The sequence below is a fragment of the Martinezella sp. CNPSo 3890 genome (assembly GCF_057784455.1).
The window spans coordinates 1-13,882 of the sequence record NZ_JBXSOR010000004.1 but is presented as its reverse complement, the minus strand read 5'-3'; the positions used below and the strand labels follow the sequence as shown (position 1 = coordinate 13,882).

Sequence of the window (13,882 nt, the reverse complement as noted above, 5' to 3'; positions counted from 1 at the left end):
GCAGACCTTGCGTCCGCGTGGGCGTCGGATGCGAAACTTGTCTAAAATTATCATCTTTTCGTTGCGCGAGGAAACGTCCTCTTTTATAGAAGACATGCACACTGGCCGGATCGTCCAGCCACGTAAGCGTTAACGTCACTCAACGCGTATGATCGAACGGCTCTGCGGCTTCGGTCTGCGCGACTATGTCCTGCGGATCGAGATCGAGGCGCCTCGAAAGGACACTCATGGATACCCCCCATAATTCCAACCCGGCCGTCTCCGCTCCGAAGATCGAGCGCGTGCGCCATGAACTGAAGCGGCGCACTCTGACTGTAACGGCCATCGACAGGATCACGCCCGGCATGCTGCGCATTCGGCTGGCCGGCGAAGATCTCGCCGATTTTGTCAGCCTTGCGCCCGACGACCACATCAAGGTGATGGTGCCGGGCGCCGGCGAGGAGATGGAGCGGCGTGACTATACGCCTCGCCAATACGACACCGACGCGCGGACACTCGTCCTCGATTTTGCCGTCCATGAGGCAGGCCCTGCCACGCAATGGGCGCTCGACGCTCGCGTCGGCGACAGGCTGGAGATCGGCGGTCCCCGCGGCTCGGCCGTCGTGTCCGCAGATATCGAGAACTGGCTGCTCATCGGCGACGAGACGGCGCTGCCGGCCATCGGCCGCCGGATTGAGGAGGCACGTGCGGGGGCACATATAACGGCGATCGCCGCGGTTGCCGATGCCCATGAACATCAGTCATTTCAAACCGATGCGCAGCTGGATATGCGCTGGGCATATCGGCCTCTTTCGGAAGCGGCGGATCCGTCCTCGCTTCTGAAGATATTGCAGTCGATCGATGTGGTGCCCGGCACGTTCGTCTGGATTGCCGCCGAAGCCTCCGTCACGCGCGCCTTGCGCTCCTACCTCGTCGAAGACCGCGGCTATCCGCTGAGCTGGATCAAGGCGTCCGGCTATTGGGTCAAGGGCAAGGCGGACGCGACGGAGAAATTCGATTGAACGCGGGAGGCAGGCGGCAAGATGCCGCCTGCTCATCCTAATATGATAGGTCACGCATCTTGCCGGAACAGGCTGCTGCCCCATTTCATGGCGCAATTGTCCCGCAAGTGGACAAGGCGTTCCGCGATAAGGTTGGGTTCACCGAAACTGCATTCTGGATAGATTTCGACTTCCTAAATTGCAAGGGATCGTTGAAGGTTAGGCTTGAAGCGGGAATGGTGGCAAAGCCATAGGCGATCGCTTTGCAGGTCCATGCGCCGAGCGGGAGGCGGTGCTTTGGGCGTCATGTAAATCCCTGCCGTACGCGACGGCCAATGTTGAGGATCGACGCAAGGTGCTTGCCGTCCCGAAAGACCCGCCGCAGACATTCGTCGCATTGATGTTGTCGGCGCTTCGCAAGGCCTTCATCGGCATCGCTCTGGCGAGCGCGGCCATCAATGTGCTGGCGCTGACCGGCTCCTTCTTCATGCTGCAGGTCTATGATCGGGTCATTCCGAGCCATAGCCTGCCGACGTTGTCCGGTCTCGTCATCATCGTCGTGACCCTCTATCTGTTTCAGGGCGTAATCGAATTCCTGCGCTCCATGCTGCTTGTGCGCATCGGCATGTCGCTCGATGAGCGTCTAAACAGGAAGGTCTTCGGCGCGCTTCTGTTCCTGCCGAGCAAAAAACAGACGTCGGACGATGGGCTGCAATCGGTGCGTGATCTCGAGCAGATCCGCTCCTTCCTTTCCGGTACCGGTTCGACGGCGCTTTTCGATTTGCCATGGGTGCCGTTCTATCTGATCCTTTGCTTTCTGTTCCACTTCTGGATCGGCTTTACGGCTCTTTGCGGCGCCTTGCTGCTCGTCGGCATTACCGTGGCTGCCGAAATGCTGTCGCGTCGACCGGCGCTGGAGGCGGCCAGGTCTTCGGCAGCACGCCTCGGCTTTGCTCAGGCTGCGCGGCGGAACTGGGAGGCTGCTATTGCTATGGGGTTTTCCGGCCGCCTCACCGATAAATGGGCTGTCATGAATGAGGATTATCTCAGTCACCAGGCGATAGCGAGCACCCGTGTCGGCGCGCTGACCATCGCCGCCAAGATTGCACGCATGATGCTGCAATCCGGTGTCCTTGCCGTCGGCGCGATCCTCGTCATTCGCCAGGAAGCGACGGGAGGTATCATCATTGCAAGCTCGATCCTGGTGACGCGGGCGCTGGCGCCCGTCGAGCTTGCGATCGGCCAATGGAAGGGTTTTGTGGCTGCACGCCAGGGTTGGACTCGGCTTGCCGCACTCCTCGACGCCGCGCCGCCCGAGAAGCAGGCTTTCGCCTTGCCCGCACCGTCGCGGGAGCTCAGCGTCGAGAATATCACCGTGACGTCGCCCGGCAGCCGCGATCTTATCCTGCGCAATGTCTCGTTCAAGATATCGGCGGGAACCATACTCGGCGTCATCGGCCCGAGCGCATCGGGCAAGTCTTCGCTGGCACGTGCAATTGCCGGCTTGTGGCCGGTTGCAATCGGCTCCGTGCGGCTCGATCGTGCCGCTCTTTCGCAATGGGATACCGATGAACTTGGGCAGCATATCGGCTATCTGCCGCAGGATGTAGACCTCTTCGACGGCACAATCGCCGAGAATATTTCGCGTTTTGCTGAGGACATGCGAACCGAATCGATCATTGCGGCGGCGAAAGCGGCGGGTGTCTACGACATGATCGTCAAACTCCCGGATGGCTTCGATACCAAGATCGGCGAAGGCGGATCGCGCCTTTCGGCCGGGCAAAGGCAGCGTATCGCCCTGGCGAGGGCGCTTTACGGCGATCCCTTTCTGGTGCTTCTCGACGAGCCGAATTCCAATCTGGATGCGGAAGGCGAAGCGGCACTGACGGCGGCCCTCGCAGGCGTCAAGGAGAGGGGTGGCATTGCGATCGTCATTGCCCACCGGCCAAGCGCTCTTGCCGCCGCCGATAGGGTCATGATCGTTGCCGGCGGCCAGGTCCAGGCATTCGGGCCAAAGAAGGACATCCTCGGTCCGTCGCCCAAGCAGCTCGGAACGACGCATCTGGCCATCGCCGGCGGGGAGACGCACGGATGATCGGCAAGGCCTCGTCATCGAACGAACGAATGATCCGCCGCCTGTCGCTGTTGGTGATAGCCGCCATTTTGCTGTTGTTCGGCGTCATGGGCGGCCTTGCCGCCGCTACAAAGATTTCCGGCGCGGTCGTCACCTCCGGCACGCTTGTCGTCGACAGCTATGTAAAGCCAGTAAAGCATTTGAAGGGTGGGATCGCCCGTGCGATCCTGGTGAAGAATGGCGATCATGTCGCCGCCGGTCAGGTGCTCGTCAGGCTTGACGACACCCAGACCAGAGCCAACCTCTCGATCATCCGCAAACGGCTCAACGAACTTTCTGCCCGCACGGCGCGTCTGGCAGCGGAGCGCGACGGCCGGCAGGATATCGACTTTCCGGCCGATCTGCTCTCGTTTGCCGAAGATGTTGATGTGGCAGCTATCCTGGCAGGCGAGCGTCGGCTCTTTCGCGATCGTCAGATATCGCGCGACGGGCAGAAATCGCAGCTTCACGAGCGCATTCAGCAGCTCAGGCAGGAGATTGACGGTCTCGTCGCCCAGGAAGAGGGCAAGCGGCGGGAAATCGCGCTCATCGCCAAGGAGCTCGGAAGCCTCGAAGGCCTGCTCGATCAGGGCATCATTTCGGCGACGAAGGTCTACTCGTTGCAGCGGGAAAGCGCTTCGCTGAACGGCGATCTTGGCAATCTCGTCTCGTCTATAGCCCAGACCCGAGGAAAGATCGCAGAAACAGAGCTGCAGATACTGCAGATCGATGCCGATCACAGCTCGGAAGTGTCCGATCAGCTGCGCCAGGCGGAGAGCGACAGCGGCCAGTTTTCCGAGCGTCTAATCGCAGCCGAGGACGATCTTAAACGGATCGACATCAAGGCACCGCAGGCTGGCATCGTCGACCAGCTAAGCATCCATGCCGCAGGAGCGGTTGTCTCGCCGGCAGAAGCGATCCTGCAGGTGGTGCCGGATAAGGACGCGCTGGTGGCGGAGCTTAAACTTGCGCCACAGGATATCGATCAGATTACCACGGGACAGGCGGTGTCCCTGCGTTTTCCTGCCTTCAACCAACGAATCACACCAGAATTGAACGGGCATGTCGATACGATCTCGGCGGATCTGACGACGGATCAACGTTCGGGACAAAGTTACTATGTCGTGCGGGTCAAGGTGGCAAAGCAGGAATGGGATCGGCTGCGGCAGCTTACGCCGTTGCCCGGCATGCCTGTGGAGGCCTTCCTGCAAACGCGCCAACGAAGCGTCCTTGCTTATCTGACAAAGCCGATGACCGACCAGATCAGGCGAGCGTTCAAAGAGGATTAGGCATATAGGTGCATCGGCGCAGAGTCGTGATGTGCGGGAGCGCCATTGCTCACAGCGATCAATTGCGCAGCGGTCGATGCAAACGCTTCATCGCTTGACTTTTGAGGAGGGTAACATGGATCAATACGAGGGCGGTTGCCTATGCCGCGACCTCCGATTTGTGGTATCGGGTCGGCCGTACCGGGTCGGTCTTTGCCATTGTCTCGACTGTCGCAAGCATCATGGCGCGCTTTTTCATGCCTCTGCGATATTCCCCGAGCGCGCGGTCAAGATCGACGGCGAAGCCCGGGATTATGCAGGGCGCTTCTTCTGTCCCCGCTGCGGCTCCTCCGTTTTTTCCCGCACCGCGGATGAAATCGAGATAAATCTAGGCTCCCTGGATGCTCCCGACCAGCTAAAGCCCACTTACGAGCTATGGACCATCCGTCGCGAATCGTGGCTGCCGCCTTTCCCGCTCGAGAAGCGATACGCACGCGATCGCGAGAGTACCAGCCGCTTCGAGGAATAGCTCCGATGACGGTTGGTTTCGGCCGGATCAATCCGTCCGAAGTACCTGCTTTGACTCACTGGTTGTTCGATGCGGTCAGATGTGCCAGTCCGTCGTGTGGGCGGATTGCGTCGAGGCGGCAAGCTGGGCGTTGTGATCGTCCAGGGAATAGGCCTTGATATAGTCGATCTTCATCTCCGACCCATTCGGGAGACCGTCCGTCGGCGTGCCCGCCACGCCGCCGACTGCGAGATCGACCAGCATGTACATCGGCCCGTGCATATCGGCCGGCGTATCGGCATGGGCAACGGCCACGTCGTCGAAATACCAGACGATCTGATCCTTGTCCCAGAGCACGCCGTAATTGTGGAAGCCATCGGTGCTTGGCACTTCCACTGGAATAGAGGTCTTCGTGTGCTCGCCGGTGGCATTCGAATGAACCGTCACATTGACCGTGGTCGGGTTTTGTCCGCGCATTTCCACCACGTCGAGTTCCGGTGGCCAGGAACCATCCTCCGGCAGCAGCCAGAAAGCGGGCCAGACGCCCTGATTATGCGGCATCTCTGCCCGCATTTCGAAATAGCCGTAGGTCTGCGAGAAGGTCGAGTGAGTGGTCAGAATGCCTGAAGTATAATCATGGTTCTCGACGATCGATTTCAGCGCGTCCGGCGTCTGTTTCGCTGTAATCGTCAGAATGCCGTCGGAGACAGAAAAGGGGTTGGCGGATGCGGTCGGTGCATAAGAAGGATTGATGTACCACTGCAGTTCATCATTCAGGCTGCTGCCCTTGTCCGGCGCCCAGGAATATTTAGCATCCCAGGTGCCCTGCGTCCCCTCGTGCAGCGAGAGCGTATTGAAATCGTCCGAAAAAGTCTGAGTGAGCGACGATCTGTCGAGCCCGAGCTGAAACTGGTCTTCATGCAGGTCGGAGATGGTCTTGTTGGCGAAGACCAGGCTTTCGCCATTACCGAGATCGAGCCGGACATTGGCACCTTCCTGCGTGGAATGGCTGACGACCTGATCGAACGACGTCAGGCCATACTGATTGAGCCTGACCTTGTCGTCATCGCTGAAATCGGTGATGAGATCGCTGCCGTTGCCCTTGCTGATGATGAAAGTATCGGCGCCGCCACCGCCCGTCAGCACGTCGTTGCCGGCACCGCCATCGATGGTCTGGCTGCCGCTGCCGCCGGTGATGATGTTATCGGCGTCATTGCCATAGGCATGGCGATTATTGCCCGTGACCGTGAGATTTTCGAAATTTTCGGGCAGCGTATAATCCATCCAGGTATTGATGGTATCCACGCCGGCGTTGGATGCTTCATAGGCGTGATTGATGCTGGAATAGAGATAGTAGATATCGTCGCCGGTGCCGCCCATCATCGTCACATTGACGGAGGCGTCACCCCACATGGAGTCGTTGCCGGCGGTGCCGTAAAGCACCGGGCCAGAGCCGGTGGCGGAAAAGAAACCTGTCGACGTATCGCTATAGTAAAGTGGCTGTCCAAGAGCATTCAAAACTGAATTGGGCATGAGAATCCTCTTCCTTCGTGCCGGACGACCTCCTCCATCGAGCTAATATTTCTCCCCGCTCATATGCATCAAATAGCGTGCATTGTTTTTCTGCCCACCCCCGACGGCAAGTTTTTTCGCCAACCTGTCCAAAAGTGCTGTTGGAGCATTCGCGCTCATGGCTATGGGGCCGGGACGCAGTGGTTCACCGCGTCCCCAAAAGCCAGAATTTAGAGCGCGGCCTTTACCTTGGCAGCGACATCCGGGCTTACCCATGTCGTCCAGATGTCTTCATGGGTCTTCAGGAAATATCGGGCGGTATCTTCATTGGTGCCCTGGTTGTCCGTCTGCCAGGCAAGAATGCTGTTGACGAGATCGTTCGACCATTTCCGCTTCTTCAGATAGTCCATCGCAATCCCGGCTTGATCGGCGAACCTCTTGGTGACGACGGTGTAGACTTCCGAGACGGGATAGGAATTGACCTTTGGATTGGCGCAATCCATGACCGAGGTGCATGCGTCCCATTCGGCCTTGTCGTGGGGTACGCCGAAGGAAAGGCGCACCATTGGATACTTACCGAGGATAGCGGTCGGCGACCAATAATAGCCAAGCCAGCCCGTCTTCTTTTCGAAGGCATTGGCGATCGTGCCGTCAAGAGCGGCGGCAGAGCCGGTCTCGACGATTTCAAAGCCCTTCTTCTCGCCACCGAGCGCCCGGAAGAGATTGCCGAGCGACGCCTGGCATTGCCAGCCGGGCGGGCAATTGTAGATGACGCCCTTTTTCGGATCGTCCGGCGCGGGGAAAAGTTCCGGGTGTTCCAGCGCCTGCTGGACGGTCTTGATATCGGGATGGGCGTCGGCGAGGAATTTCGGAATCCACCAACCATCCTGGCCGCCATCGGAAAGAATGCCGGCAGCGATGACCAACCGTCCCTCGGAAACCGCCTGATCCAGCGGCGTGCGCACGGCATTGATCCAAAGTTCCGGCGCAACGTCCGGTTGGCCTTTCTCGTTCATCGAAGTAAATGTTGGCAGCGTGTCGCCCGTGAGGAGTTCGACCGAGCAGCCATAGCCTTCCTGGAGGATGATCTTGTCGACATTTGCCGCAACGCCGGCCGAAGCCCAGTTCATTTCGGCGATGGAGACCGAACCGCAATCGGCATGCGCGGCGCCGGCAAATGTATAAAGTGCTGCAGCGAAGACGGCGGCAGCAATAGGCTTCTTCATGTAAGACCTCCAGGTCCTGATGTTGCTGTTGTCGAAGGATGTCGCGGGTGAAGCCGTTGATCTTTTCCTTCGCTCTTGCGATGCCCCGGCAGCGCAACGGCCACGCAGAGGCAAATCCGGACAGTCAAAGCCGTCCGGGCGCGTCCGGATTACTGCCACATCGATCCCGATGCCATGTGTTGGCCGGATGAAGTTTGAAGCTTTCCCACAGGAAATGAACGGATGCTACCGGCGTCATCGGCGTCTTATGCCCGACACGGAAGCTGGAGATCCGTTTGATCGCTGCCGAACGGACCTGCGCGCGAGCTGCGGAGGGAACGGGCAGTTCCGTTGGCGACCACGATCATATCGAAGGCTTCAGCTTTCTTTTGACCCTCCGCAGCGATGCTCTCGTGGGTAGAGCGTTTTCCGACTTTGCAGCTATTGCCTTCAGGACGATCGAGGATAGATCGCAGCATGTTGAAGCAATCAGGAGTTTCATATGCGGAAGATCATTCTGATCGGTATCGTGGCATGCGGATTTGCCGCGCCAAGCTATGCACAGGTATCAAACGACCAACTGGAATTGGCTTATAATTCGGCACGCAATCAACTTGGCGTGCTGAAATATTGCCAGAATGCAGGCCACATCGATGGGGCTGCTGTCGAGACTCAAACGAAAATGCTCGCTCTCATACCGGCGCCCTCGGATACGGCGAAGGGCGAGGCGGCCGAACAAGAGGGTGAAAAAGGCAAGATCTCCGCCATGGGCGTGAATCAGGATCTTGCAGCCATTACAAAAGCGCAGAACGTGACCGAAAAGCAGTTTTGCGAAACCATCGCAAATGCGGTGAAGCAGGCTGGCGCGCAACTTCCAAAATGAAATGCAAAACTGCGACGGTGCGAGCCGTCGCAGCTTGCCATGTGCAGTATCCGTTTGGCATCCGCATCGCTTCGAACTGCCTCATAGTTTGCTTGAGATCATTCCAACGCCAATGAACGCGCCACCGGTCAGGTTGCCGCTGACGGCCTCAGCGATCTTGAAACGGATTTCCGCCTGTCTTCGCATAAACGCATCACAATGCCTTTAGTCTAGTATTTTTATAGACAATTATCGTGCCGTTCAGCCCGCGCGGTGCCGAGCGGCCTTTTGGCCGCATGATCGATGTCGTGGCGGCCAAAATAGGGACGGGATATGAGAAAAACGCATTCAAGCGCGAAAACCATCGGGCGAAGCAAGATCCGCATTGCCCTGGCATTTTCTTTTCTGACGATGATGGGCACTGTCGCAAATGCCGCATCCGATACGGCAAAGTCGGTCGATGGGGGCATTCTCAACGTCGGATTGGCAACGGATGCCTCCATTATCGACCCGTCGATCACGGGCAACTCGGTTACGGCATTGATTACCCGCAATATCGTCGACTCGCTTGTCGGGCAGGCCGAAGACAACAAGTTCACGCCGTGGCTGGCAGAAAGCTGGGACATCAACGGCGACAATACCGTCTATACTTTCCGTCTGCGTCAGGGCGTGACATTCAGCGACGGCACTCCGCTCGATGCAGCCGCGGTCAAATACAATTTCGATCGCATTCTCGATCCGAAGACGACATCGAGCTACGCCAAGTCACTGCTCGGACCGATCGACAAGATCGAGGCGCCGGATAGCCGTACGGTCGTGATCCGCTATCGCCAGTCCTTCGCGCCCTTGCTGCAGGGGTTGAGCCTTCCCTATCTCGGCATTCAATCATCGACCTATCTTCAGAAGGCGCAGAGCACGACGAATACGGTCATCGGATCGGGTCCTTACGTGCTCGACAATTTTACGAAGGGCAGCGGCAGCAAGCTGAGCCGCCGTGCGGACTACAATTGGGGTCCTGGCTATGCCGCGCATAAAGGGCCGGCCCATTTCGATCAGATCGTCTTCAAATATCTGCCGGAGGCTTCCGTGCGTCTCGGTGCGCTGGCAAGCGGTCAGTTGCAGGCGATCGACGCGGTGCCGCCGGCAAATTATCGCTCCGTTCAGGGTAACGGCAAGCTGCAGGTGGTGACGCGGGAAAACCCGGGCGTCAACAGCGCCTATTTCCTGAACACCTCGAAGGGACCATTTCAGGACTTGACGGTGCGGCAGGCTTTCCAGAGCGCCGTCAATGGACCGGCAGCGGTCAAGGCTGCCTTCTTCGGAACCTTGAAGCCGGCCGACAATATCCTCGGCCCCTCGACGCTCTATTATGACCACGATATTTCCAGCTCATGGGGCTTCGATCTGGCAAAGGCCAACCGGCTGCTTGACGAGGCGGGCTGGTCACAGAAGGACGCCGATGGTGTCCGCAAAAAAGATGGCGGCCGGCTGACCCTGCATTATGTCTACGACAGCACCTCGCTCGCCGCGACGGAAGTGACCTTGGCGCAGGCCATTCAATATCAGGTGCGGCAGGCGGGTTTCGATTTGCAGCTCGATCCAGTCGATTCCGGTGGCTGGACCGCTCGCGCCAATGCCAATGATTACGATCTCGTGTCCTTCTACTATGTGCGTGCGGAGCCCGATATCCTGCGCACGGTATTCCATTCGGCCTATATTCCTCCAGCCGGTCAGAATGCGTCTCGCGTCAAAAGCCTCGATGAAAAGCTGACGAAAGCGGTCGGGGCTTCCGATGCCGAGCGTAAGAAACTCTATGCCGAGATACAGAAGGAAGTGATCGAGCAGGCTTATGCCGTACCACTTTTCGTAGCCGCCTATCAGCTCGGCGCCTCGAAGAGCCTGCATGGCATTTCCTGGGCCACCAATGCGAAGCCGAATTTCTACGATGCCTGGTTGGACCGCTAAGCTCTTCCAAACCGCTGTGCGGCGGACCGGGGTGATCGTTGCCGTGCTTTGGGGCGCGGCAACGATTGCCTTTATCGCCGTAAAGCTCATTCCCGGCGATCCCGTCGCGATCCTGGCTGGCGGGGAGAACGTCGTCGATGAGGCAGAGCGGGCCGCATTGGTGCATCAATATGGCCTCGACCAGCCGCTTGCGCTGCAATATGCGCATTATATCGCCAAGGCCTTAAGTGGCGATTTCGGACAAAGCTACCAGTACAGACAGCCTGTTTCAGAGGTGATCTATGAGGCTGCGGGGCCGACATTGCAGCTCGCCGGCAGCGCGATCGTGCTTGCTCTCCTTCTGGCGATCAGCGTGGCCTTGGCAACCGCAGGCCGTCGCAAAAGCCTGACGCTGCTGTCCTCGGGAATAGAATTGATCCTTCTGAGCACGCCCGTCTATTGGATCGGCATTGTCCTATTGTCGGTCTTCAGCTTCAATCTCGAATGGTTTCCGGTCACAGGCAATGATGGACCATCGGCGCTTGTGCTGCCCGCCATTGCCTTGAGCCTGCCGCTCGCCGCACTCTTGAGCCAGGTATTGCGCGACGGCCTGGAGGAGGCGCTGTCCCAGCCGTTTTCTCTGACCGTGCGGACACGCGGCGTCGGCGAGACGGTCCTGCGTGTCAGACATGGTTTGCGGCACGCCGCACTGGCGGCCTCGACCCTCACCGGCACGTTGCTTGCCAGCACCCTAGGCGGCTCGATCCTGACCGAGACGGTATTCGGCCGTTCGGGCATCGGGCAGATCACGCTTCAGGCGATCAAGACCCGCGACATGCCGTTGATCCTCGGTCTGGTGATGCTGTCTGCCCTTGTCTTCGTTATCGTCAATCTGCTGGTCGATGCTTTCTACCTTGTGATCGATCCACGTCTAAGGAGGACAGGCCTTTGAGCGATGTCGTGCTAGCTGAAAGCGGGCAGCGCCGCATCACGCGCAGACGCCCCGTCTGGCTGTCTTTCGGACTGCTTGTTCCCTTCGCCTTTTTTGTCCTTCTTTGTGTAGCGGTCTGGGCGCCCCAATGGCTCTCTGCTCTCGATCCCGAGGCAGTCGATCCGAATGCGATCCTCTTGCCGCCTGATGGGCAACACTGGTTTGGAACCGACGAACTGGGCCGGGATCTGTTTTCGCGCGTGGTTTACGGCACCTCGCAATCCCTGACCATCGGCATCGGTGCGACCCTGATTGCCAGTCTCGGCGGGATCGTGTTGGGGACGACGGCTGCACTGGCTCCAAGGCCGATTGCCCGGCTTTTGCTACGCATCATCGATATCCTGCTTGCCTTTCCGGAAATGCTGCTCGCGCTGCTGGTGATTGCCGTTCTCGGCCGCGGGCCTGCGAACACGCTCTTGGCGGTCGGGCTTGCCAGCATCGCCGGCTACGCGCGGCTGATCCGTTCGCAGGTGCTTCACATTAAGCTGTCGGGCTATGTCGAACATGCTGTGGCACTTGGCGAGCATCCGTGGACGATCATCAGCCGGCATATCGTCCCCAACGCCATCCGGCCACTTCTCATCCTCGCGACAATTGGTGTGGGTAGTTCGGTACTGTCCGCTTCGGCCTTGAGCTTCCTTGGCCTGGGCGTCGTGCCTCCGGCGGCTGAATGGGGTGCGCTCCTCGCCAATGGCCGCAATTTTCTCGATATCGCGCCCTGGACCAGCCTGTTGCCGGCGACGGTGGTTGCGCTTTCCGTCATTTCGATCACGCTTTTGGGCCGCCGGCTGCAAACCCTCCTCGCAACGGGAGATCTGCGATGAATATTCAGTCCGGCCTTCGAAACTTTCAGACCACCGCTTCCGAGCCGCCCCAGCTGCTTGCGGTCAAAGGGTTGAATGTGGCCTTTCAGACCCCGCAGGGCCGCGTGGATGCAGTTCGCGACCTGTCGCTACAAATCGCGCCTGGCGAGATCCTCGCATTGGTCGGCGAATCCGGCTCCGGAAAGTCTGTAACGGCCCGGGCGATTGTCGGCCTCGCCGGATCGCGCTCCGTGGTAAAAGCCGACAGGATGGATCTGAGCGCGCATGATGGCCGGCCGCTCGACCTCCTTGACCTGTCGGAAAAAGCCTGGCGCCATGTGCGCGGCCGCGAAATCGGTTTCATTCTTCAGGATGCGCTCGTATCGCTCGATCCCCTGAGGACGGTCGGTCGCGAAATCGCCGAGCCCATCCTCACGCATCGACTGGCACCACCTTCACTCGTATCGCAACATGTCGTGGAATTGCTGGAACGTGTTGGTGTTCCCGAGCCGGATTTGCGGATGGGGCAATATGCGCATCAATTGTCCGGCGGATTGCGGCAAAGGGCATTGATTGCCTCCGCGCTTGCCGGCCAGCCGCGCTTGCTCGTCGCCGACGAACCGACGACAGCGCTGGATGTCAGCGTCCAGAAAAGAGTGCTCGCCATCTTCAAGGAACTGGCCGCTGCCGGCCATGGCATCCTCCTGATCACGCATGATCTCTCCGTTGCCGCCCAGCTCGCCGATCGGGTCGCGGTGATGCAAAAGGGCCGGCTGGTGGAAACGGGCCTGGCGCGCAGCGTCCTGTCAGATCCACAGCATGACTATACCTGGCGGCTCCTGGCAGCCGTACCTACAGCGGTCAATCGCGGCCGCCGCCTCAGTGCAGCGAATACGCCCTTGCCGCTCCGGAAGCCCGTTTGCTCAACCGAGCGTCTGCTGGAGATACGCAACGTATCGATGAGTTTCAGGCACGCGGATGGCAGTCTTCTGCGCGCCGTCAGGGACGTATCGCTTCATATCGGCAGCGGCGAAACGCTGGGTGTCGTCGGTGAATCCGGTTCAGGCAAGACCACGCTCGGCAAGATTGCGCTGGCGCTGCAGCGGCCGGATGCGGGGGAGGTGCTGTACGAAGGGCGACCGTGGAGCGCGCTTTCAGAACGCATTCGCCGCCCCCTCAGAGCCGGAATACAGACCATCAGCCAGGACCCGTTGAGCTCCTTCAACCCACGCTTCACCGTCGAGCGCATCATCGAACAGCCTCTGCTGCTTCATGGCGGTCTCGGCAGATCGGAGCGCCGCGAGAAGATCATCGGTCTAATGGATCTGGTCGGGTTGTCGCCGGATTTGCTCGCCCGGAGGCCGACCGCGCTTTCAGGTGGCCAGCGCCAGCGCGTATCGATCGCCCAGGCTCTTGCGGCCGCGCCGAAACTTCTGATTTGTGACGAGCCGGTTTCGGCACTCGATGTCACGACGCAAGCCCAGGTTCTGGATCTATTGGTCGATCTGCAGGCAAGGCTCGGCCTGTCGATGATGTTCATTTCGCATGATCTGGGGGTGATCCAGCATATCAGCCATCGGATCGTCGTCATGAAGCAAGGAGCGATCGTCGAGGCTGGATCTGTCGAAGAGGTCTTCCAACGGCCTCACCATGCCTATACACGCGAACTTATTGCATCCGTGCCGAGGTTTTCGCG

General features: G+C 59.2%; 11 protein-coding genes. 9 read left to right on the top strand and 2 right to left on the bottom strand.

Features of this window, described 5'->3' with window-relative positions:
- The first annotated feature begins 227 nt into the window (after nt 1–227).
- The 4 genes from AC13RC_RS12870 (at nt 228) to AC13RC_RS12855 (ending at nt 4,890) form a co-directional block, all read left to right on the top strand.
- Nucleotides 228–1,001 carry a siderophore-interacting protein gene (locus AC13RC_RS12870; RefSeq protein ID WP_488557345.1) on the top strand — a complete coding sequence of 258 codons (774 nt, stop codon included), beginning with the start codon at nt 228–230 and terminating at the stop codon, nt 999–1,001.
- 334 nt (nt 1,002–1,335) lie between these two features.
- Nucleotides 1,336–3,075, top strand: coding sequence for a type I secretion system permease/ATPase (locus AC13RC_RS12865; RefSeq protein WP_113354370.1), 1,740 nt, complete (start codon nt 1,336–1,338; stop codon nt 3,073–3,075).
- Complete coding sequence (locus AC13RC_RS12860) at nt 3,072–4,382, top strand: HlyD family type I secretion periplasmic adaptor subunit (RefSeq protein ID WP_488557344.1); 1,311 nt, start codon at nt 3,072–3,074, stop codon at nt 4,380–4,382. Before AC13RC_RS12865 ends, AC13RC_RS12860 begins: the two co-directional genes overlap by 4 nt.
- Nucleotides 4,383–4,497: 115 nt before the next feature.
- Nucleotides 4,498–4,890, top strand: a complete 393-nt coding sequence (locus tag AC13RC_RS12855) for a GFA family protein (RefSeq protein WP_488557343.1) — start codon at nt 4,498–4,500, stop codon at nt 4,888–4,890.
- Between the two features lie 75 nt (nt 4,891–4,965).
- On the opposite strand, the gene eglC is transcribed toward AC13RC_RS12855, so the two are convergent.
- Together eglC and AC13RC_RS12845 are read right to left on the bottom strand one after the other, a co-directional pair.
- Nucleotides 4,966–6,402, bottom strand: coding sequence for an endo-1,3-1,4-beta-glycanase EglC (eglC, locus tag AC13RC_RS12850; protein WP_113354373.1), 1,437 nt, complete (start codon nt 6,400–6,402; stop codon nt 4,966–4,968).
- Between the two features lie 209 nt (nt 6,403–6,611).
- On the bottom strand, nt 6,612–7,607 hold the full coding sequence (locus tag AC13RC_RS12845; RefSeq protein WP_488557342.1) for an ABC transporter substrate-binding protein: 996 nt from the start codon (nt 7,605–7,607) through the stop codon (nt 6,612–6,614).
- A gap of 481 nt (nt 7,608–8,088) precedes the next feature.
- Here AC13RC_RS12845 and AC13RC_RS12840 point away from each other — a divergent pair, with 481 nt between their 5' ends.
- The 5 genes from AC13RC_RS12840 to AC13RC_RS12820 form a co-directional block, all read left to right on the top strand.
- Complete coding sequence (locus tag AC13RC_RS12840; protein WP_113354375.1) at nt 8,089–8,469, top strand: pore-forming ESAT-6 family protein; 381 nt, start codon at nt 8,089–8,091, stop codon at nt 8,467–8,469.
- 312 nt (nt 8,470–8,781) lie between these two features.
- Nucleotides 8,782–10,413 carry an ABC transporter substrate-binding protein gene (locus tag AC13RC_RS12835; RefSeq protein WP_488557341.1) on the top strand — a complete coding sequence of 544 codons (1,632 nt, stop codon included), beginning with the start codon at nt 8,782–8,784 and terminating at the stop codon, nt 10,411–10,413.
- The gene (locus tag AC13RC_RS12830; RefSeq protein ID WP_488557340.1) at nt 10,394–11,344 is read left to right on the top strand and encodes an ABC transporter permease; all 951 of its coding nucleotides are present in this window, start codon (nt 10,394–10,396) and stop codon (nt 11,342–11,344) included. Before AC13RC_RS12835 ends, AC13RC_RS12830 begins: the two co-directional genes overlap by 20 nt.
- Complete coding sequence (locus tag AC13RC_RS12825) at nt 11,341–12,207, top strand: ABC transporter permease (protein WP_145318365.1); 867 nt, start codon at nt 11,341–11,343, stop codon at nt 12,205–12,207. The genes AC13RC_RS12830 and AC13RC_RS12825 overlap by 4 nt, the downstream gene beginning before the upstream one ends.
- The coding region (locus AC13RC_RS12820) for a dipeptide ABC transporter ATP-binding protein (protein WP_488557339.1) at nt 12,204–13,882 on the top strand (1,679 nt) is incomplete at its 3' end. The genes AC13RC_RS12825 and AC13RC_RS12820, both read left to right, overlap by 4 nt.

Excerpts from the sequence above, each read along its gene's own strand:
- AC13RC_RS12870 (WP_488557345.1), top strand. The coding sequence starts at position 228 with ATGGATACCCCCCATAATTCCAACCCGGCCGTCTCCGCTCCGAAGATC.
- AC13RC_RS12860 (WP_488557344.1), top strand. The coding sequence starts at position 3,072 with ATGATCGGCAAGGCCTCGTCATCGAACGAACGAATGATCCGCCGCCTG.
- AC13RC_RS12855 (WP_488557343.1), top strand. The coding sequence starts at position 4,498 with ATGGATCAATACGAGGGCGGTTGCCTATGCCGCGACCTCCGATTTGTG.
- eglC (WP_113354373.1), bottom strand. The coding sequence starts at position 6,402 with ATGCCCAATTCAGTTTTGAATGCTCTTGGACAGCCACTTTACTATAGC.
- AC13RC_RS12845 (WP_488557342.1), bottom strand. The coding sequence starts at position 7,607 with ATGAAGAAGCCTATTGCTGCCGCCGTCTTCGCTGCAGCACTTTATACA.
- AC13RC_RS12840 (WP_113354375.1), top strand. The coding sequence starts at position 8,089 with ATGCGGAAGATCATTCTGATCGGTATCGTGGCATGCGGATTTGCCGCG.
- AC13RC_RS12835 (WP_488557341.1), top strand. The coding sequence starts at position 8,782 with ATGAGAAAAACGCATTCAAGCGCGAAAACCATCGGGCGAAGCAAGATC.
- AC13RC_RS12830 (WP_488557340.1), top strand. The coding sequence starts at position 10,394 with ATGCCTGGTTGGACCGCTAAGCTCTTCCAAACCGCTGTGCGGCGGACC.